Annotated in this window: 18 protein-coding genes and 1 pseudogene; 10 read left to right on the top strand and 9 right to left on the bottom strand. The window is 67.3% G+C overall.

What is annotated here, in order from left to right; genetic code table 11:
* The 4 genes and pseudogenes from AMD30_RS25505 to AMD30_RS16875 form a co-directional block, all read left to right on the top strand.
* A pseudogene (locus AMD30_RS25505) lies at positions 1-262 on the top strand (HNH endonuclease); the annotation flags it as partial.
* Positions 263-414: 152 nt separating this feature from the next.
* A complete protein-coding gene (locus AMD30_RS16885; protein ID WP_055476433.1) occupies positions 415-879 on the top strand; it encodes a DoxX family protein in 465 nt (154 codons plus the stop codon).
* A 99-nt stretch (positions 880-978) separates the two neighbouring features.
* Complete coding sequence (locus tag AMD30_RS16880) at positions 979-1,986, top strand: YdcF family protein (RefSeq protein WP_055476427.1); 1,008 nt, start codon at positions 979-981, stop codon at positions 1,984-1,986.
* A 143-nt stretch (positions 1,987-2,129) separates the two neighbouring features.
* Positions 2,130-4,406 carry a SulP family inorganic anion transporter gene (locus AMD30_RS16875; RefSeq protein WP_055476426.1) on the top strand — a complete coding sequence of 759 codons (2,277 nt, stop codon included), beginning with the start codon at positions 2,130-2,132 and terminating at the stop codon, positions 4,404-4,406.
* Between the two features lie 21 nt (positions 4,407-4,427).
* On the opposite strand, the gene AMD30_RS16870 is transcribed toward AMD30_RS16875, so the two are convergent.
* Positions 4,428-5,180 (bottom strand): metallophosphoesterase, encoded by a 753-nt coding sequence (locus tag AMD30_RS16870; protein WP_010843152.1) that lies wholly within the window; start codon positions 5,178-5,180, stop codon positions 4,428-4,430.
* 370 nt (positions 5,181-5,550) lie between these two features.
* Here AMD30_RS16870 and AMD30_RS16865 point away from each other — a divergent pair, with 370 nt between their 5' ends.
* Both AMD30_RS16865 and AMD30_RS16860 read left to right on the top strand, forming a co-directional pair.
* Entirely contained in the window at positions 5,551-6,045 is a 495-nt protein-coding gene (locus AMD30_RS16865; RefSeq protein ID WP_055476425.1) for a MarR family winged helix-turn-helix transcriptional regulator, read from the top strand.
* Between the two features lie 10 nt (positions 6,046-6,055).
* Complete coding sequence (locus AMD30_RS16860; RefSeq protein WP_055476424.1) at positions 6,056-7,762, top strand: MDR family MFS transporter; 1,707 nt, start codon at positions 6,056-6,058, stop codon at positions 7,760-7,762.
* Positions 7,763-7,795: 33 nt separating this feature from the next.
* Here the strand turns inward: AMD30_RS16860 and AMD30_RS16855 are convergent, their stop codons facing one another.
* From AMD30_RS16855 to AMD30_RS16830, 6 genes are all read right to left on the bottom strand, one after another.
* Positions 7,796-8,092 (bottom strand): hypothetical protein, encoded by a 297-nt coding sequence (locus AMD30_RS16855; RefSeq protein WP_010843147.1) that lies wholly within the window; start codon positions 8,090-8,092, stop codon positions 7,796-7,798.
* Positions 8,093-8,210: 118 nt separating this feature from the next.
* Positions 8,211-8,975: a dienelactone hydrolase family protein gene (locus AMD30_RS16850; protein ID WP_014928513.1), complete on the bottom strand. Its 765-nt coding sequence runs from the start codon at positions 8,973-8,975 to the stop codon at positions 8,211-8,213.
* Between the two features lie 42 nt (positions 8,976-9,017).
* On the bottom strand, positions 9,018-11,399 hold the full coding sequence (locus AMD30_RS16845) for an ATP-dependent DNA ligase (protein ID WP_055476423.1): 2,382 nt from the start codon (positions 11,397-11,399) through the stop codon (positions 9,018-9,020).
* A gap of 89 nt (positions 11,400-11,488) precedes the next feature.
* Positions 11,489-11,902 carry a DUF5994 family protein gene (locus tag AMD30_RS16840; RefSeq protein ID WP_010843144.1) on the bottom strand — a complete coding sequence of 138 codons (414 nt, stop codon included), beginning with the start codon at positions 11,900-11,902 and terminating at the stop codon, positions 11,489-11,491.
* Positions 11,899-12,165, bottom strand: coding sequence for a hypothetical protein (locus AMD30_RS16835; protein WP_055476422.1), 267 nt, complete (start codon positions 12,163-12,165; stop codon positions 11,899-11,901). Before AMD30_RS16835 ends, AMD30_RS16840 begins: the two co-directional genes overlap by 4 nt.
* Positions 12,162-12,587, bottom strand: a complete 426-nt coding sequence (locus AMD30_RS16830; RefSeq protein ID WP_055476421.1) for a hypothetical protein — start codon at positions 12,585-12,587, stop codon at positions 12,162-12,164. Before AMD30_RS16830 ends, AMD30_RS16835 begins: the two co-directional genes overlap by 4 nt.
* A gap of 192 nt (positions 12,588-12,779) precedes the next feature.
* Between AMD30_RS16830 and ku the strand changes: the two genes are divergently transcribed.
* Positions 12,780-13,787 carry a non-homologous end joining protein Ku gene (ku, locus tag AMD30_RS16825; protein ID WP_010843141.1) on the top strand — a complete coding sequence of 336 codons (1,008 nt, stop codon included), beginning with the start codon at positions 12,780-12,782 and terminating at the stop codon, positions 13,785-13,787.
* 73 nt (positions 13,788-13,860) lie between these two features.
* Positions 13,861-15,195 carry an MFS transporter gene (locus AMD30_RS16820; protein WP_055476420.1) on the top strand — a complete coding sequence of 445 codons (1,335 nt, stop codon included), beginning with the start codon at positions 13,861-13,863 and terminating at the stop codon, positions 15,193-15,195.
* 43 nt (positions 15,196-15,238) lie between these two features.
* Here AMD30_RS16820 and AMD30_RS16815 read toward each other — a convergent pair whose 3' ends face one another.
* Both AMD30_RS16815 and AMD30_RS16810 read right to left on the bottom strand, forming a co-directional pair.
* Positions 15,239-16,144 (bottom strand): LysR family transcriptional regulator ArgP, encoded by a 906-nt coding sequence (locus AMD30_RS16815; protein ID WP_055476419.1) that lies wholly within the window; start codon positions 16,142-16,144, stop codon positions 15,239-15,241.
* Positions 16,145-16,167: 23 nt separating this feature from the next.
* Positions 16,168-17,214: a hypothetical protein gene (locus AMD30_RS16810; protein ID WP_055476418.1), complete on the bottom strand. Its 1,047-nt coding sequence runs from the start codon at positions 17,212-17,214 to the stop codon at positions 16,168-16,170.
* A 93-nt stretch (positions 17,215-17,307) separates the two neighbouring features.
* On the opposite strand from AMD30_RS16810, the gene AMD30_RS16805 reads away from it, so the two are divergent.
* Together AMD30_RS16805 and AMD30_RS16800 are read left to right on the top strand one after the other, a co-directional pair.
* A complete protein-coding gene (locus tag AMD30_RS16805; RefSeq protein WP_055476417.1) occupies positions 17,308-17,925 on the top strand; it encodes a TetR/AcrR family transcriptional regulator in 618 nt (205 codons plus the stop codon).
* A gap of 74 nt (positions 17,926-17,999) precedes the next feature.
* Entirely contained in the window at positions 18,000-18,635 is a 636-nt protein-coding gene (locus tag AMD30_RS16800; protein WP_055476416.1) for a LysE/ArgO family amino acid transporter, read from the top strand.
* The last annotated feature ends 96 nt before the right edge of the window (positions 18,636-18,731 follow it).

Raw genomic sequence — 18,731 nt, 5'->3', positions numbered from 1 at the left:
GCATCGGGGTGAGTTCTCGATTGCCGCGCACGGTCAGCAGCGGTTTACGTTTCACCGGCCTGACGGTGCCGAGATCGAGGTGGCTCCGCCGACGGTGAGACCTGCTGGGTGGCGGCCTGATCCGCGGGTGGGTGTGGAGGCGACGGTCCCGATCGGTGGGGGTCGGATGGACCTGGGGTACACCACCGAGGTGCTCTACGCCGTGTGGGAATGGAAGGAACGCAACTCGTCTCGCGCAAATTTCGCAAGGTCGGCAGCGTAGTCGTCGATCGTCGAAGGCCAGTGATCACCGCGGTGCCCGGACAACGACGCCAGTCCGTCCCCGAGGGTGCAGGCCGATCCGGCGATGAGTTCTGGCGAGCAGGCGTGTCTATCCCTGCACAACCCACTCGCACCATTCGCCAGGAGGCCATCATGACTCGCAACAGCACCGCCGGAGACACCGCCAGCCCGGCGGTCACGACCACCACAACCGCCTCCGATGAGGCGCGCCCGGTGCGTCGGAACTGGCGTCGTACAACGGGAGTCGTCATCAGCGTGCTCGTCGGCGCCTTCCTCGCGTTCGACGTCGCGGGCAAGCTGGCGCGTCCGCAAGCGGTGGTCGACGGCATGCAGGAGCTGGGCTTCCCGGCCGACCAGGCCGTCGTGATGGGGGTCGTGTTGCTCGTGTGCCTGGTCGTCTATGCCATCCCGCGCACCGCCGTGCTCGGCGCGGTGGGGATCACGGCCTACCTCGGCGGCGCGGTCACGGCGAACATGCGGATCGAGGCCCCGCTGTTCGACACGGTCCTGTTCGCGGTCTACCTCGGTGTACTGATGTGGATCGGGCTCGTCCTGCGCCGTCCGGAGCTGCTGAAGGTGGCCGGCCTGAAGCGCTGAGCTTCGCCCGCCGCATCCACCCCGCACCCGTTACCGATCTGGGATCGGACGGGTGCGGGGCCGTTGTGCAACTCTCGTACTGTAACGCGAGTGACTGGTGTGACCAGAGTGAAGCGTAGGAAGATCGCGGCCGCAGCGACGATCGCGGTTGCCGCGCTCGGCGGCGTGGCGGTCGGGACATTGCCGGCGCAGGACGCCTCGGTGGTGACGACTGCGTCCGCGATCGACCCGGCCGGTCTCTACAACAACGCGCAGTCGAAGTTCGCCGGGGGCGACGTCGCGGGCGGCCTCGAATTCCTGCAGCAGGTCCTCGCGGTGGCGCCTGCCGATTCTGATGCACTTGCACTCCAGGCGATCTGGTCGGACCAGCTCGATGACGTCGTGGTCGGCCGGTCCGCACTCAACCGACTGTCGATGATCAACCCGGCGTTGGCGACGACGGCGCGCAACATCATCTCGGGTGTCGCGACCGCCGCGCAGATCGTGCCGGCGACCACACCTCAACCGGTGTCCGGGCGAGTGGCCATCGTCGTGCTCGGGTACGGACTGAATGCGAACGGGAAGATGGCGCCGGAACTCGTCAACCGGGTGTCGGCCGGCAAGGCGCAGTCGGAGGTGACGCCCGGGGCTCCCCTCGTGGTGACCGGAGGCGTGCCGAAGAAGGGCATCACCGAGGCGGCCGCGATGCGGACGTGGCTCCTGGACAACGGTGTCAGCGCGAGCCGCATCCTCGTCGAGGACAAGTCCGGGTCGACGGTGGGCAACGCGCAGAACACCGCCGAGATCCTGCGGGCGCAGGGTATCCGGGACATCGTGCTCGTCACGTCGCCCAATCACATCCGACGCGGTGCCGCGGACTTCGGAGCCATGGGTCTGCGGGTCGTCGGGTCCCTCACCACCGCAACGGACCTCGAGAAGTACCGAACCCCGCTCACCAAGGCCCAGCAGACCGGTATCAGGCTGGAAGCCACCCGGACAGCACGCATCCCGGCCACCCATGAACCCGGTCTGCTTCCGCAGAATCTCCCTGAGACCGGCCCCGGTCTCATCCCGGAGATCGGCGGGAAGATCCTCCAGGAACTCCTGAAGGCGGGATCGTCGGCCTGACACCCGGATCCGACCGGCCCCGTGGCCGATCGGCGTGAAGTGAATCACAGTGCCGCCCTGCTGCGCTCCGGTTTCACAGCAATACGCCGCGGGAGTTCATCTGATGTCAACAAACCGTCGGTAGCGTCGGACATATGCGAAAAATGGGGAGTCGGGGCCCCGGAGTTCGCGAGGTGGTGCGGTACGACCTACCCGCATCTCTCGTTGTTTTCCTTGTGGCCCTTCCGTTGTCATTGGGTATCGCGATCGCGTCGGATGCCCCTGTACTGGCCGGGCTCATCGCCGCGGTCGTCGGTGGGATCGTTGCCGGGCTGATAGGTGGGAGCGCACTACAGGTTTCGGGACCGGCCGCTGGTCTGACCGTGGTCGTCGCCGACATGGTCGCCAACTTCGGTTGGCGCGTCACATGTTTCATCACGGTCGGTGCGGGCGTCTTGCAGATCCTCTTCGGTCTGAGCCGGATCGCGGGCGCCGCGCTGGCCATCGCGCCGGTGGTCGTCCACGCGATGCTCGCCGGTATCGGCATCACCATCGCGTTGCAGCAGATCCATGTGCTGCTCGGCGGGAGTTCGGCGAGCAGTGCGTGGGAGAACGTGACCTCGCTGCCCGCGGGGCTGGCGGACATCGAGACTTCGGACGCGCTCGTGGGTGGCACGGTGATCGCCGTCCTGCTCATCTGGCCGCTGATGCCGGCCGCGGTGCGCAAGGTGCCCGGCCCGCTCGTGGCGATCGTCGGTGCGACGGCGTTGACGATCGTCTTCGGCCTCGACGTCGAACGGATCAGCATCGACGGCAACTTCTTCGAAGCCATCACTCTTCCCGAACTCCCCGACAGCAGTTGGGCTGCAGTACTTCTCGGGGTGCTGACGGTCGCGCTGATCGCCAGCGTCGAGTCGCTGCTGTCCGCGGTCGCGGTGGACAAGATGCACACCGGTCCGCGCAGCGACCTCAATCGCGAACTGCTCGGACAGGGCAGTGCGAACATCACCTCGGGGATGCTCGGCGGACTGCCGGTCACCGGCGTGATCGTGCGCAGCACCACCAACGTCAACTCCGGCGCGCGGACCTCGGCGTCGGCGGTCATGCACGGCGTGTGGGTGCTGGTCTTCGCCGCGCTGCTCACCGGGCTGGTCGAGCAGATCCCGATGGCCGCTCTGGCTGGCCTGCTGGTGGTCATCGGCATCCAGCTGGTGAAGCTGGCACACATGCGGATCGCGCTGCGCACCGGAGATCTGTGGGTCTATGTCATCACGGTGGTCGCGGTGGTCTTCCTCAATCTGCTCGAGGGCGTGGGCATCGGCCTGGCAGTGGCGATCGGACTCGTCGTGTGGCGGGTGGTCCGCGCCGAGATCACCTCGGAGGCAAGCGGTACCGACGATGGTGCGCAGCAATGGACAGTACGCGTGCGCGGCTCGCTGAGCTTCCTGTCATTGCCGAAGCTGAACAAGGCGTTGTCGCAGGTGCCGGACGGGGCGCACCTGACGCTCGAACTCGACACCGACTTCCTCGACAACGCGGCGTCGGAGATGCTCGAGGACTTCCGCTGGGCGCACGAGGCCGGCGGCGGCACGGTGCTGGTCGTCGAGAAGGGGCGTGCCCGGCTCGTCGACGCCCCTCGACGTCCACCGCGGCGCCACACCTCCGGTTTCGCCGGACTGACACCGTGGCGCAATCGAACCGAGTCGGAGACGTCGGTGGACCCGGACCGTCCGGCCGCGCTCCGGTCGGTCCTCGGCGGCGTCGACGAGTACGAGAACGAGCATGCCGACGCCCTGCGCGCGATGCTGGCCGATGTCACCGAGGCGCAGGACCCCGATTCGTTCTTCGTGACCTGTGCCGACTCGCGGCTGCTGCCCAACATCATCACCGCCAGCGGTCCGGGCGACCTGTTCACGGTGCGCAACGTGGGTAATCTGATACCGACCGACAGTGACGACGTATCAGTCGAGGCCGCACTGGAGTTCGCGATCGGGGAGCTGGGGGTGTCGTCCATCGTCGTCTGCGGTCACTCGTCGTGGCGGGCGATGCACGCGCTGCTCGACAGCGAACGGTCAGACAATCACGCCGGATCGGCGACGCCGTCGGAGCAGACGCCGATCCAGCGGTGGCTCAAGCACGCGGTCCCGAGCCTAGTGGCCTTCCGCCACGGGCACCCGGCCGGACGCGCCGCGGCCGAGTTGGGAATGGCCGAGGTCGACCAGTTGGCCGTGGTGAACGTCGCGAAGCAGATCGAGACGCTCGCGCGGCACCCGCTCGTCGGACGCGCCGCGGCAGACGCGCGACTGCGCATCGTCGGACTGTACTTCGACATCGCGACCGCACGTGTCTACGAGGTCACCCCGCAGAGCATCGCGCCGGTCACCGGTGACGATTCGCTCCGCTCCCGGCGCCGCGATCCCGAAACGACATCTGCGCGTTGACGATGCTGCTGCGGACACGCGTCAGAACATCACCGATCGGAAGTGGGTGACGAACCGCTCGTCCTCGTAGAGGTGGAACGCGATCCCCGGCGGCTGACCGCGATTGACGACCTCCCGGCCCTCGAATGGGAGGTTGAGCGTCGACGACACACCCGGCGCGACGCACAGCGGGCGTTCGGCGAAGGTGGTCACCGCCGGGGTGTGCGCGTGTCCGCAGAGGAACGCGACGATGTTCGGATGTTGTCCGACCAGGGCGGCGAGGCGGTCCTCGTCGTACTGGCGGATCGAGTCCATGAACGGCATGTGCAACTCGACCGGCGGATGGTGAAAAGCGATGAACACCGGGGTGTCCGAGGGTGTCGCGCTGAGCCGGTCCGACAGCCAGGCGATCGTCGCATCATCGAGGCGGCCGTCGTTGCGGCCGGGTATGGAGCTGTCACACATCAAGAAGAGAACATCGGAACCGTCGCGTCCGCGCACCGTCCGGGCGTGATTGATCGGACCGGAGGTCTCGGTGCCGATGAGGGCGGCGCTGAACGGTTCGCGGACGTCGTGGTTGCCGGCCGTGATCAGCATCGGCAGCGGACTGTCGAGCACCCCGTGGGCCTCGCGGTACTCGCTGGCCGCACCCTCGTCGGCGATGTCGCCGGTCACCAGCAGGACGTCGATGCCCGCGGCACGAGCATTGATGTAGCTCAGTGCGGCCTGGATGCGGGCCCGATTGAACCGCGTCCCGTTGAAATGCAGGTCGCTGATGTGGGCGACAACGAACACGAAGAGCTCCTGTCACGGTTCCTGACTCCCACGAGGCTAACCGCAGGCAGGGTCCGGCGATGCATCGCCCACTGCGCCACGAGGCGCAACGCACTTCCGCGCCGCCGATGTGGCTCAGCCCGCTTCTCCGATCGACGCCGGTAACGTCGGACGGCCCGCGAGCGACATGTGGGTGAGTCGCCGACCTGCCAACCCCCGACCTGGCAGGTCGGCGGCTGTCTTCGGGTGCGTCCCCGGGCGACCACCCGACCCCCGGCATCGAACTGTTTGCATTCTCTCCCGTGTGCGTGCACACTTGCGTTCGGCAACTAGTTGCACACCGCAACTAATTGCAAAGTGAAAGTAAAGACGTCGCCCGGAGGTGAGTGCTGTGCCGGCTCTCGATCACCAGGCGTTCGACGACCTGTTCGAGACGCTGCAGCGGTTCGTGCGGATCCGCGAGCGGGCGGTCCACACCACGTTCCGGACGCGCGAGGGTGAGTTCGAGGCGGCAGCGTTCAAGGCACTGTTCCCGCTGTCCCGACGATCGATGCGATCCCGTGAGCTCGCCGAGGCGATGAGTGCCGATCCGTCGACGGTGAGTCGTCACGTGGCACAGCTCGTGGACCACGGACTGATCCGCCGTGAGGCGGACCCCGACGACGGCCGCGCCACCCTGCTCGTCATCACCGACGCGGGCCGGGACCGCGTCCTGGGTATGCGCGAGATCCGGCGATCAGCGATGGCCGGCGTGATGGCGGATTGGTCGGACGACGAACTGCACACCCTGGTCAGGCTTCTCGGACGATTCGTCGACGCTGCCGATGCGGCCCTCAACCCGGCGTGCCCAGCCCGCACGCCGGACGCGGATGCACGAAACCCGTGAAAGGACGACAATGACAGACTCCCCGTCGGGCGCCGACACAGTGGCCCACGACGATGAGGTCGCCGGTGCCGGACTGACCCATCGCCAGATCCTGACCATCCTGGCCGGACTCATGATGGGCATGTTCCTCGCCGCGCTCGACCAGACCATCGTGTCGACTGCGATCCGGACCATCGCCGACGACCTGCAGGGCTACGACATGCAGGCCTGGGTGACCACGGCCTACCTCGTCACCGCGACGATCGTGACACCCCTGTACGGCAAACTGTCCGACCTCTACGGCCGCAAACCGTTCTTCCTGCTGGCGATCTCGATCTTCATCGTCGGTTCGTTGCTGTGCACGATCGCCACGTCGATGTACGAGCTGGCCGCGTTCCGCGCTTTCCAGGGACTCGGCGCGGGCGGGCTGATGACCCTCGCCTTGACCACCATCGGCGACATCGTGCCGCCGCGCGAACGTGCCAAGTACCAGGGCTACTTCCTCGCCGTGTTCGGTACCTCCAGTGTTCTCGGCCCGGTCCTCGGTGGCCTGTTCGCCGGCCAGACGACGATTCTGTGGGTGGCCGGCTGGCGCTGGGTGTTCCTCGTGAACGTGCCGATCGGCCTCGTCGCACTCTTCGTGGTCTACAAGGTGCTCAACTACGACCAGCAGAAGGGTGTCGGCGGGCGAACCGACTACTGGGGCGCGACAGCGCTCGCCGTCGCGGTGGCGCCGCTGCTCATCGTCGCCGAACAAGGGCGCCAATGGGGTTGGAGCTCCGGGCTCTCGATTCTCTGCTACGTGATCGGCGTGCTCGGTATCGCCGCGTTCATCTGGATCGAGCACAAGATGGGCGACGACGCGCTTATTCCGTTGCGCGTCTTCCAGAACCGGGTGTTCAGCCAGGGCATCATCATCTCGGTCGTCATCGGTGCCGTCATGTTCGGCGGAATCTCGATGCTGCCGCAGTACTTTCAGGTCCTCCGCGGATCGAGCCCGATGGTCGCCGGGCTGCAGATGCTACCGATGGTGCTCGGTCTCATGACCGGCTCGATCCTGTCGGGCCAGCTGATCTCCCGTACCGGCCGCTACAAGATCTTCACGATCGTCGGTGCGGTGCTGATCACCGCCGCCACCTTTCTGCTGCACCTGGTCGGCACCGACACCCCGGTCTACCTGGTCATGCTGATGGCGGCGCTGCTCGGTTTCGGTCTCGGCAACCTGATGCAGCCGATCACCCTTGCCATGCAGAACATCCTGCCGCCCACGGACATGGGCCTGTCCACCGGTACCGCCACCTTCTTCCGCCAGATCGGCGGGACACTCGGCGTCGCGGTCTTCTTCTCGATGCTGTTCTCGTTCATGGGGCCGAGCATCCAGGACGAGATGGTCGCCGCGGCAGCCGAGCCCGAGTACCGGGCCGCGGTCGTGGAGGCCTCCCAGAGCAGCGACCCGCAAGTCAGCGCGTTCGGACAGTCGCTCATCGCGGCCGCGCAGAACCCCGGCGCCGCGGCCGGATCGTCGGACAGCGTCATGAGTGACACCTCCGTCATCGAGAAGCTGCCCACCGAGGTGGCACAGCCGATCAAGGAGGGCTTCGCCGACTCGATGGACCGCGTGTTCCTGGCGGTGTCGATCATCTCGCTGCTGGCCATCATCGGCACGATCACGTGGAAGGAACTCCCGCTGCGCCAAGGGCGCCCGATCGGTGCACCGGAGTCGACGCCCGCCTCGTGAGGAGGCCTGCTCCCAGAGGTGGGTCCGTGATCCTCAGGAGGCGCGGGCGGTGGGGAGATCGGTGGCGTAGCGGATCACGGAATCGACTCGGCCGAAGCGCCGTTCGATGATCACGATCGCCTCGGCGAGCTGCTCGGGATCGTCGACATCGGCGACGAGTGCCGCCGTGTACCCGTTGTTTCCCACCATGAACGGCAAGACGGCGGAGTACTCGCTGCTGACGACGGCCACCGGGATGTCGAGGCGGAACAGGGCGTGGGCGTAATCGATGGCGGCGGGATCTTCGAGGACCACGAGCGGGACGGAGACGGTGTTCTTGCTTCTTCTCATGTGTCGAGAGTGGACTCGTAGTGTGGGGTCGGGTTCGGAATCCTCTGTGGATTGGCTGTGAACGTCGCAGCGACAGCGCATCTCATTGTCGGTTGTCCGGCCACGTGCCGCGACCGACTCACTCGGACAAGGTCCTGCCGAACAGGGCCTCGAGTTCGGTGAAGTGATGTTCGCAGGCCTCGTGGTGGTAGGCCTCCAGGTCGGACATCGTATAGCCATGCGGTGCACCGGGGTAGACGGTCGCCGAATGCGCCACGCCCCCGCCGATCAGGGCGTGTTCGAACTGGGCCACTGCCATGGCGGGTAGCGACCGGTCCCTGTCGGCGTGGATCGCGAGGACGAATGCGTTGATGCCGACCAGATGCAGGTGCGGACTGTCGTGGTCGTCGGTGACGAGTTCGCCGGTGTGGAACATGCCGACCGCGGCCACATCGTCGGGCCGGGCGGCTGCGATGTTCAGCGCGAGCCGACCGCCCATGCAGTAGCCGGTGACACCGATCGGGCCGGGCGCGACGCCCGGCAGGGAGCGCAGCGCGTCGAGGTAGGCGACGAGGTCGGGGCGCACCGCGTCGGGGGTGAGGGTCCGCGCCCGAGGCATCGCGGATCCGAAGAACGCGGCCCGAGCCTCGGGCAGCAGGAGATCCTCGGTGGGTGCCCAGTCGGCGGGGGACCCGAACCGGTGGAACAGGTGCGGTACCAGCACGACATAACCCCACGACGCGATGCGGTCGGCCATGGCCTCGATCCGAGGTCGTAGTCCGATCACGTCGGTGAGGAACAGCACGCCGGGTAGAAGGGCGCCGGGTGACGACGAGTCAGGCCGGGCCACATAGGCATCGGTGTCATCGTCGGCCGCGGCGATGGTGATCGTCTCGCCGGTCATGTCCACGCTCCTGTTCTCGTCCGGTCGCAGTGCCGTCGCAGCTCAGAGGTCGCCGGGCAGTTTGTCCCGGCGGATTCCCCGCCAGCTGGGGTGACGCAGGTGTCCGGCCGTCGTCCAGTCCATGAAACGGACCTCGCCGACGATCTTGGGGAGCACCCACACCGCACTCGACTCGACCGGGCGGTCGAGTTTGTCCAGGAACGGCGACCGCGAGATCTCCAACGGGCCGAGTTCCTCGGCGAGCGAACGCAGCTGGGCGTCGGTGAAACCGGTGCCGACCCGACCGACGTAGCGCAGTCCCGTCTCCTCGGGCAGACCGATCAGCAGGGAGCCGATGGTGTGCGCGCGGTTGCCGCGCCCCGGTCGATATCCGCCGACGACGACCTCGATGTCGCTCCAGTTCTTGTGCTTCAGCCAGGTCGTCGACCGGCGCCCCTGCTGGTACACCGAGTTGCGGCGTTTGGCGACAACGCCTTCGAGATTGTGTTCGCGGCTGTACTCGACAGCGGCCGATCCCGGGCCGGGGAGCAGCGGCGGAACTTCGACGAAGGCGGAGTTGCGGAACGCAGGTGCGAGTTCCTCGAGGAGCTCGCGCCGGACCGACCACGGCTTGCGCAGCAGCGACGAGCCGTTGAGGAACAGGATGTCGAACAGGTGTAACCGCAGCGAGTACGGCTCGTCGGTGTGCCGGCGCGAGGTCAGGAGGGTGAAGTTGGTGCGTCCGGAGGAGTCGATGGCGACGACCTCGCCGTCGAGTACCACGTCCATGAGCCCGAGATCGTCTGCGAGACCGGCGAGTTCGGGGAAGTCGGCGGTCATGTCGATGCCTGATCGGGAGGTGAGCCGGAAGTCGCCGCCGACCGAGCGGATGAGCAACCGGTACCCGTCCCACTTCCCCTCGAACGCCCAGTCGCGGCCGTTGAGACCGTCGATCGACTCATCGGTCGCGAGCATCGGGCGTGGATCGGTGAGGCTGTCGGGGACGATCGGCCGCGGCTCGTCGCTCATGAGGTGGGCGAGCCAGTTCTTCTCCCCGGTTCGGATCAGCGCGTACCGCCCCTGGACGCGTTCGCCGTGCAGGCGGACGATGACCTCCTTGTCCCGCCACTTCTCGAGCTCGAATGTGCCCTTGTCCCAGATGGACACGTGCCCGCCGCCGTATTCGCCCGCCGGGATGTCGCCTTCGAAGTCGGCGTAGTCCATGGGGTGGTCCTCGGTCTGCACCGCGAGCCGGTTCTGATCGGGATCGGTGGGCAGGTTCTTCGGCACCGCCCACGACACCAGGACGCCGTCGTGCTCGAGGCGGAAGTCGTAGTGCAGGCGTCGGGCGTGGTGTTCCTGGATCACGAAGATCGGTGCCCGGTCCGTCGGGGAGTCCGTGGAATCGGGCTCATCGGAGGGACTCTCGGACTCCACGCGCTGCCGGTACGCCTCGTCGCCGAAAGGCTCGGGCGTCTTCGACTGGTCGCGCTTGCGCCGGTACTCTTTCAGATTGATGACCTGGCCCGCCGCGGGCTCGACAACGGGTTCCGGCCCGCCGTCATCGGCGTCGCGGTAGGGGTCGTCGAGACCGTCGAGGAGATCGCCGAACTCGTCGACCCGGTCGAGCACCTCGGTGTAGAGCAGCTGGGAGAGCTTCGGGTCCTCCATCTCCTCCCAGGTGCGAGGCGCCGCCACCCACGGTTGCTCGCGACCACGCAGCGAGTAGGGGGCGAGGGTGGTCTTGGCGGCGTTGTTCTGGCTCCAGTCGATGAAGACCTTGTCGTCGCGCAGCGACTTGGACATCTTGGCGGTGATGAAATCGCTGTGCTGGCGCGCGAACTCGTTGGCGACCTCTTGTGCCACCTTGCGCGCCGCGTCGGACGTCACGGGTTTGGGAAGCCGTGCGTATAGGTGGATGCCCTTGCCGCCGCTGGTCACCGGGTAGGTGGTCGCCCCGCCGAGCCAGTTGCGTATCTCGCACGCGACCTCCGCGGTCCGGTGCAGCGGCACCCGTGGACCGGGATCGAGGTCGAAGACGATGCGGTTGGCCATGGGCGCTCCGTCGGGCCCCATGGGGAGCCGCCACTGCGGTGTGTGGATCTCGAGCACGGCCATCTGGGCGAGCCAGACCAGCGTGGCACGGTCGTCGGCCATCGCATAGGAGATGACCCGTTCACTGTGCTGGATGCCGTGGCGTCGAATCCATTCGGGCGCGCTCTCGGGGACGTTCTTCTCGAAGAACGGGGTCGATTCGACGCCGTTGGGCCACCGCTTGCGGGTGATCAGGCGATTGCGTACATGGGGGAGGAGGACGTCGGCGATGCGCGAGTAGTAGTCGATGACCTCGAACTTGCGGGTCCCGGTCGCCGGATAGAGCACCTTCGAGAGGTTGGTGATCGAGATCCGGCGGCCGTCGACCTCCAGAATCTCGCCGCCTGCCATGTCCCCCATTGTCCACAATGTCGGCTGGATGGGTCACCGGCCGGCGGATTCAGCTGTCTCGCCACAAGCGGCGCCGGCGGACCCGCCGATTATGTCGGCGGGTTGAGGAGCGTCGAAGCGCTTCCGGTGCTGTGCTTGTCGGTGGCTCGCGTCATGATCTCGCGCGCGGTCCGTGCATCGGTGTCCGGGGGGATCACCGCGAGTGTGAGCGTATTCGCGGCGCCCGTGAATCTGACGGTTGCCGGTGTCCAGACCGTGAACCCTTCCAGACTGATCCGTTTTCCGTCGATCGCGATCTTGGTGGTGTCGGAGGATTCCCAATCGCGGACGGCGTAGCCGACGCGTTCGAGTCGCTTCAGGTGTTCTTCGATCGCGGGTGCGATTGCGCGCGTCTCGTCGGCGAGGTCTCGGGTGTGGGGCCACCACGCTCCGTCGACCGAGCCGCGGTCTGATCCGGCGGGTTTGAACTGTATCCGTGACGAGGGTGAGGCATCTGGAGTCATGAGGTGCTTTCCTGGGGTTGATGTCCGTTCCGGCCATTCGCCGGGATCGCGGAGGCGGAGGGGGCGGCGGGGGAGGGGGAGGAAGTTGCGGCCTTGGCGATGATGAGGTCGTTCTCCAATTCCGCCACGGCGCTGAGTATGTGGGCGCCGAGGTCCTTGATCACAGCCGCAGTCTCGGGGTCGAGCGAGCTGCCGGCGGCGAGGCCGAGGAGCTGGGAGTTGAGCTTGCGGGTGATGGGCGGGAGATCGGTTCGTGTCGTCATCGGCGTGCCGAGTCCGCTTCGATCAGCACATCCGAGAGAGTCCCGCCGCGTTCTGCCGCCAGGATCACGTGCTGCCAGATCTCTTCGGCGAACGACCGGTGGACGTCGGTCGCCAAGAGGATGACCGGGTGGGAGTCGTCGTCGACAGTCGCTGTGCGTGAATGGCGGGAGCGTCTCACGTTGCGCCGGGCGAGCACATCACCGACGGGTCGTCCCGGGGTCGCGGCGGTGGCGGGGGCGAACCAGACGTCCCATTCGGCCAGCGTGTCACCGGGTACGCGCCGAGAATCCTCCTCCTGGATACCGGAGACGACGATGTCCGGATGGTGAGAATGCCCGGGACGCGCCCGGTGATAGTCCCCTGTGTGTCCGTACAGACGGCTGCGTGGGGCGGTGTCGAGAATTCGCGAGGTGGTGATCATTGGGCGACCGCCCTGCCTGACCGCCAACGTCGAGCGGCCGTACGGCACCGGGGCGCTGGCAGAATGCCGCCAGATATGAGATCCGGTGTATCGCCAAGCCTACACCCGGAAATCCACTCCGAAGCGGTGCTCACCCACCGGATTGCCGTTCCCTACCGCCATCGGAGCCCAAGTCCTGGCAGAATGGCATCCATGCGCTCGATCTGGAAGGGCGACCTCAGCTTTGGTCTGGTCAATGTGCCGGTCAAGGTCTATTCGGCGACCGAGAGCCACGACCGCAAGTCCTACCAGGTCGACTCGTCGGACGGCACCCGCATCCGCTATCGCCGCGTGCGCGAGGGCACCGACACCGAGGTCGACTACGGCGACATCGCCAACGCCTACGAAGCCGAGTCCGGCGAGACGGTGATCCTCACCAAGGAAGACCTCGCGTCGCTGCCGGTGCAGAAGAGCCCCGAGATCTCGATCCTGGAGTTCGTGCCCGCCGAGCAGGTGGACCCGATCTACTTCGACAAGCCCTACTATCTCGAGCCGTCGTCGAAGTCGCCGAAGGCCTACGTCCTGCTGGCGAAAGCGCTGGAGGAGACGGACCGGCTGGCGATCGCCTCGTTCACCCTGCGCAACCGCACCCGCGTGGCCGCGCTGCGTGTCGTCGACGGCGTGATGACGCTCCAAACCCTGTTGTGGCCCGACGAGGTCCGTAAACCCGACTTCGGCTTCCTCGACGACGACACCGAGATCCGCGATCAGGAACTACAGATGGCGGCGTCCCTGATCGAGTCGATGGCGTCGGACTACGACCCCTCGGAGTTCGAGGACACCTATCAGAACGAGTTGACCAAGCTCATCGAGGCGAAGTCCGAGGGGGGCGAGGCGTTCCCCGAATCCGACGACGAGGACAAGGACACCGACGACTCCGACGTCGCCGATCTCCTCGCCGCACTGCGTGCCTCGGTGAAGGACCGCGGGGGTTCGGACGCCGACTCGAAGGACACCGACTCGAAGGACACCGGCACGGAGGGCACCGGGGCCGAGAAGGCGCCGGCCAAGAAGGCTGCGGCGAAGACCGCCGCGAAGAAGGCCCCGGCCAAGAAGGCGGCCGCCAAGTCGACCGCGAAGAAGACGTCCTCGGGCGGTTCGGCAGGCAAGACGACGGCCAAGAAGTCCCCGGCCAAGAAGTCCTCGCGGAAGGCGAGCTGACCGCTCCACCGGAGAACCGGCGTTTGCGAAAATCGGCTGGCACTCCGCCCGGCGGTTCGGGCAAGCTCGAAGGGTGAAATCCGCCGTCGACTCCCGTCTGCCCCGCGCGCTGTTGCCGTTCGCGCGCCGGCAGTACCGGCTGCTCGCGTCCGGACTGATCCTCGCGATGTTCGCCGACGGTGTGTGGACGATCGCGGTGATCTGGCAGGTCATCGCGCTCGGTGGCGGCCCGGGCCAGGTGTCGCTGGCCACCGGCGTGGCCGCGGTGGGGATGCTGTTCTCCACACTGGCCGGCGGTGTGCTTGCCGACCGTATCTCGCAGCGCCACATCATGATCGGGCTCGAGGCCGCGAAGATGGTCGCGTTCGGTGCGATCGGTCTGGCGTCGATCACGGGTGTGCTGCAACTCTGGCATGTGGTGCTGGCGTCGCTGCTGGGCGGTATCACCACCGGGATGTACTACCCCGCCTACTCGGCGCTCCTGCCCGGCATCGTCGCGCCTTCGGAACTGCAGGCGGCCAACGGGATCGAGGGATTCTTCCGTCCCGTCGTCTTCCAGGCGGTCGGCCCGATGGTCGCCGGTGCCGTCATCGGTGCCTGGGCGCCGGGACCCGCGGTGCTGATGGCGGCGATCGCGGCGATCGCCTCCGGTGCTTGTTATCTCGCGATGTCGCCGGTCACCGCACGGCGCTTCGGAGAGGCGGCGCAGGACCAGCCGGAAGTGGCGGTCGAGGGCGCCGGCGTCCGCCGGATCGTGACCGACCTGGCCGAGGGATTCGTCTACATGGCGTGGACTCCGTGGCTGTGGGGGACGCTGCTCTTCGCGTGCGTGCTGGTGCTGGCGACGCTCGGTCCGATCGAGGTCCTCGTCCCGTTCGCGCTGCGCGAGCGCATCGACGGAGGTGCGACCCAGCACGCCTGGGTTCTGGCCGGATTCGGGCTCGGTGCGGCCGCGGCGTCGCTGGTCTTCGCCTCGATCCCGATGCCGCGCCGGTACCTGACCGTCATGTTCTCGCTGTGGGCGTTCTCGAGCCTGCCGCTGGTGTTGATGGGTCTCGCCGATTCGACCTGGATGTTCATCGCCGCCGGGGTGACCATGGGCATCTTGTTCGACGGCCCGATGGTCCTGTGGGGGACGCTGTTACAGCGTCGGGTCCCGCCCGCGCTGCTGGGTCGCATCGCCAGCCTCGACTTCTTCGTGTCGGTCGCGCTGATGCCGGTGTCGATGGCGATCGCCGCCCCCGTCTCCTCGGCCATCGGACTGACCGCCACGTTCGTGCTGGGCGGGTTGTTACCGGTGCCGATCGCGTGGGCCTTCTACGTCGCCGCGCGCATGTGGCGCGACGAGATCGAGAACCCCCTCGTCGACGACGCGCACCCGAAGCTGGTCGATCCCGCCGTCCTATAGTCCGAAATCGCGCGAACCGCGGCTTCGGGCTATGGAATCGGCTCTAGAGAACACGGGCGGCGCCTTCGACGACACTTGCCGTGAGTGCTTGTAGCAGAGGTGAACTCAGCTTCCAGTACTGCCAGTACAGCGGGACGTCGATGTGGTGGTCGGCGATGAGGCGGACGCGACCCGCGTCGAGAGCCTCGGCGATCTGGACGACGGGAACCGCGCCCCAGCCGATCCCGAGCGTGACGGCGCGGTGGTATTCGGTCGACGCCGGGATGTAGACCGCCGGCGGGTCGACGGGCCGGCCCGCGAGGGCCGCCGAGATGTTCCGCTGGATGTGATCGTTGCGGTCGAACTGCACCATCGGGGCGCGGGTCAGGGAATCGGCGTCGGGTCCGTCGGGCAGCCAGGTCTCGATGAATTCCGTTGTGGCAACGGGCAGATAGCGCATCGTGCCGAGCGACTGGAGTGTACACCCGCGAATCGCCAGAGGCTCCGAGGTCACCGCGGCGAGCACGTCGCCGGTGCGGAGCAGGGTGCTGCTGCGTGTCTCGTCGTCGCGGAAGATCTCGACGGCCACCGCGTGTTCCCGGTGGAACTGTGCCAGTACCGGCAGCAACCAGGTCGCGAGGGAATCGGCGTTGGTGGCGATCGGGAGGTGGATGCGTGGACGCTCGACCAGTGGCAGCCCGTCGTCGTCGGGGGCGCCGACGAACTCGGCTCGTGTCTCGGCGAGCAAGAGTTCCCATTGTTTGGCCAGGCGGACCAGCACCTCGCCGTCAGGGGTGGCGGTCGCGGGCTTGGTCCGCCGCAACAGGACCCGGCCGGCAGCGGACTCGAGCGCCTTGATCCGCTGGCTCACCGCCGACGGGGTGATGTGCAGGGCGGTGGCCGCGGCGTCGAACGTTCCCTCGCGCAGCACCGCGGCCAGCGTGCGCAGGCCTTCCTGGCTGATGTCCACGAGCCGAGGCTAGACGACCCGGATCAGGCCGGGACGGAACTCGGCTGGGCGGCCCGGCGCCCGCGCATCACCCCGAGTGCGAGCAGTCCGGCGCCGATCGCCACCCAGCCGACGAGCACGGCTGCTTCTCCGGTGATGCTCGCGGCCGGGAAGTACGCGACCGAGCGGAGCAGCGTGCCGCCTGCGCCGGGTGCCAGCCACTGTCCGATCGCTCCCCACGGGGCGGGGAGCAGGTACGGGGACGACGCCAGACCCGACAACGGGTTGGAGATCAGCACCATCACCAGCGCGGACACCCCGACACCCGCGGTACCAAGCAGACTTCCCGCGCCGACCGTGAACCAGGTGATCGCACCGATCATCAGGGCCGAGGCGAGACCGACGGCGCCGACTCCACCGTCGATGACGCCCAGCCATGACCATGTCGCCGCGAAGCCGAAGCCGGCCATCAGCGGACCCAGGACCGCCAACGTCACCTGCATCGCGACGCGCCCGCGCAGCGCGACCGCCGCTGCTCCGCCCAGTGCCATGCCGGCGATCAGCAACGGCAACAATCCGGCGGCGAAACCGGTTCCGCGGGCGTCGGTTTCGGGGGTGGGGACGACTGCTTCGATGGCGACGGGTACGCGTTGAGCGGTGGCGATGCCACTGCCCACCCCGGAGACGACCTGCGCCAGCACGGGGGATCCCGCCTCGGCGGTCAGGACCGTGACCCCGCCGGGTCCGACCGCGATCGCGCCCACCAGATCGCGCCGTTCGATCGCGGCGCGGGCGTCGTCGACGTCGGTGAATCGTTCGACGACGAAGGCGTCGGGGCCCGCCCGCTCGGCGAGGGCCGACTCGATCGTCTGCGCAGCGGCCGGAGGTGCGACGAGACCCAGTGGGGCCTCGTGTGGTTCGGGATCGACGGCCAGCGACACGAACATCGCGGCGATCGCGACCACGAGCGTCGGGATTCCGACGATCATCGCCGCCACCTGCCGCCAGCTCGGTACATGGCCTGACGCGGGTCCCGCGGTCGCGCCGGGGCCATCTGGTCGGGTATCCGTCGGGTGCAGCTCGGTGGTCATGGCATCTCCTAAAAAGAACGAGCCTTCGTTTTGGAGAGTATGCGCCGACCGTAGGCTGGAATCAAGAACGAATATTCGTTTTAGACTGTCCGCATGCCGAAGATCAGCGACGAACGCAAGCTCGAACGAAGTCAGCAGATTCTCGACGCCGCTCGCCGCTGCTTCATCGACAAGGGGTTCCACCGCGCGTCGATGTCCGACGTGATCCGGGAATCCGGGCTCAGTGCGGGAGCCGTCTACTCGTACTACTCCTCGAAGGAGGAGCTGATCGCCGCGGTCGCGCGGTCGATCTTCGTCGCATACGAGACGGGCATCAATGGCTTCGACGACCCGGGGGCCCGACCCGCCTCACCCGAGGCCGCGGTGCGTTCGCTCGCGGAACGGATCCTGCTCGAGATCGCCCCGTTGACCGACGGTTTCCGGATGGTTCTGACGGTGTGGGGTGAGGCCTCGAACAATCCCGCCCTTCGGGAGACCGTGGGCGACATCGTCCGTGGATTGCGCGGGGTCTTCGAGCGCGTCCTGACGGACTGGCGGGCGGCGGGTCACGAATTGCCCGCGGAACCCACGATCCTCGCCCAGGTGATGGTGTCGGTCATGCAGGGAGCGGTCGTGCAGCAGGGACTGGTCGGCGACGTGGAGATCGACGACTACATCGACGCGTTCTGCGCGGTCCTGCGCGTCGCGGGACTGGGCGACGACGCGGCCTAATCTGAAGCTCAGCTGATGATTCGTGAGAAACTTTCGCTGTACTGAGGCAGGTGGGCGCTCCTAACGTCGTCCCGGTGACCGTCTATCTCGTTCCCGCGCTCGCCGGACTCCTGACCGGAGCCGGCCTGATCATCGCCATCGGACCCCAGAACGTCTTCGTGCTGCGCCAGGGTGTCGCGCGCCGACACACCGCGTCGATCGTGGCGGTCTGTGCGGTCTCCGACATCGTCCTCATCGTGGCGGGTGTCGCCGGACTCGGCGCCCTCGTCGGCGCGCATCCGGAGGTGGTGACGTTCGCCAAGGTGGCCGGCGGACTCTACGTGGGGGCGCTGGGGGTGCTGGCCGTCAGACGCTGCCTGCGCAGCAACGAGGTGATCGAGGCCGAGGCCACCGGGGTCGACGACAGGGGAGCCGAGTCCACCGGACGCTGGATCGCGGTGGGCACGGCGCTGGCCCTGACCTGGCTGAACCCCCACGTCTACCTCGACACCGTCATCACCATGGGCGCCATCGCGAACGGACACGGAAACGGCAAGTGGGCGTTCGCTTTCGGTGCGTGCATCGCGAGCGTTCTGTGGTTCACCGCCCTCGGTGGCGGGGCGCGCAGGCTGTCCGGGTTCTTCGCCAGTCCGCGTGCGTGGAAGGTGCTCGACGCGGTCGTCGCCCTCATCATGCTGGGTGTGGCGGTGGCTCTGTTCGCCTCGATCTGACGCCGGATCGGAGTCGTCCGGAGATCGCCCGACACGACCAGCGGCAAGCCACTGCGGCGTAGGCGTGGAGTTTTCGGGTATCCCGGAGGGGTGACA

The organism is Gordonia sp. HS-NH1 (assembly GCF_001418765.1).
Taxonomy (GTDB): Bacteria; Actinomycetota; Actinomycetes; order Mycobacteriales; family Mycobacteriaceae; genus Gordonia.
This window is presented reverse-complemented; position numbering and strand designations above follow the sequence as displayed.

What these genes read in the sequence shown, in the direction of transcription:
- AMD30_RS16885 (WP_055476433.1), top strand. Translation starts at nt 415, where the DNA reads ATGACTCGCAACAGCACCGCCGGAGACACCGCCAGCCCGGCGGTCACG.
- AMD30_RS16875 (WP_055476426.1), top strand. Translation starts at nt 2,130, where the DNA reads ATGGGGAGTCGGGGCCCCGGAGTTCGCGAGGTGGTGCGGTACGACCTA.
- AMD30_RS16860 (WP_055476424.1), top strand. Translation starts at nt 6,056, where the DNA reads ATGACAGACTCCCCGTCGGGCGCCGACACAGTGGCCCACGACGATGAG.
- AMD30_RS16855 (WP_010843147.1), bottom strand. Translation starts at nt 8,092, where the DNA reads ATGAGAAGAAGCAAGAACACCGTCTCCGTCCCGCTCGTGGTCCTCGAA.
- AMD30_RS16850 (WP_014928513.1), bottom strand. Translation starts at nt 8,975, where the DNA reads ATGACCGGCGAGACGATCACCATCGCCGCGGCCGACGATGACACCGAT.
- AMD30_RS16845 (WP_055476423.1), bottom strand. Translation starts at nt 11,399, where the DNA reads ATGGCAGGCGGCGAGATTCTGGAGGTCGACGGCCGCCGGATCTCGATC.
- AMD30_RS16840 (WP_010843144.1), bottom strand. Translation starts at nt 11,902, where the DNA reads ATGACTCCAGATGCCTCACCCTCGTCACGGATACAGTTCAAACCCGCC.
- AMD30_RS16835 (WP_055476422.1), bottom strand. Translation starts at nt 12,165, where the DNA reads ATGACGACACGAACCGATCTCCCGCCCATCACCCGCAAGCTCAACTCC.
- AMD30_RS16830 (WP_055476421.1), bottom strand. Translation starts at nt 12,587, where the DNA reads ATGATCACCACCTCGCGAATTCTCGACACCGCCCCACGCAGCCGTCTG.
- ku (WP_010843141.1), top strand. Translation starts at nt 12,780, where the DNA reads ATGCGCTCGATCTGGAAGGGCGACCTCAGCTTTGGTCTGGTCAATGTG.
- AMD30_RS16810 (WP_055476418.1), bottom strand. Translation starts at nt 17,214, where the DNA reads ATGACCACCGAGCTGCACCCGACGGATACCCGACCAGATGGCCCCGGC.
- AMD30_RS16805 (WP_055476417.1), top strand. Translation starts at nt 17,308, where the DNA reads ATGCCGAAGATCAGCGACGAACGCAAGCTCGAACGAAGTCAGCAGATT.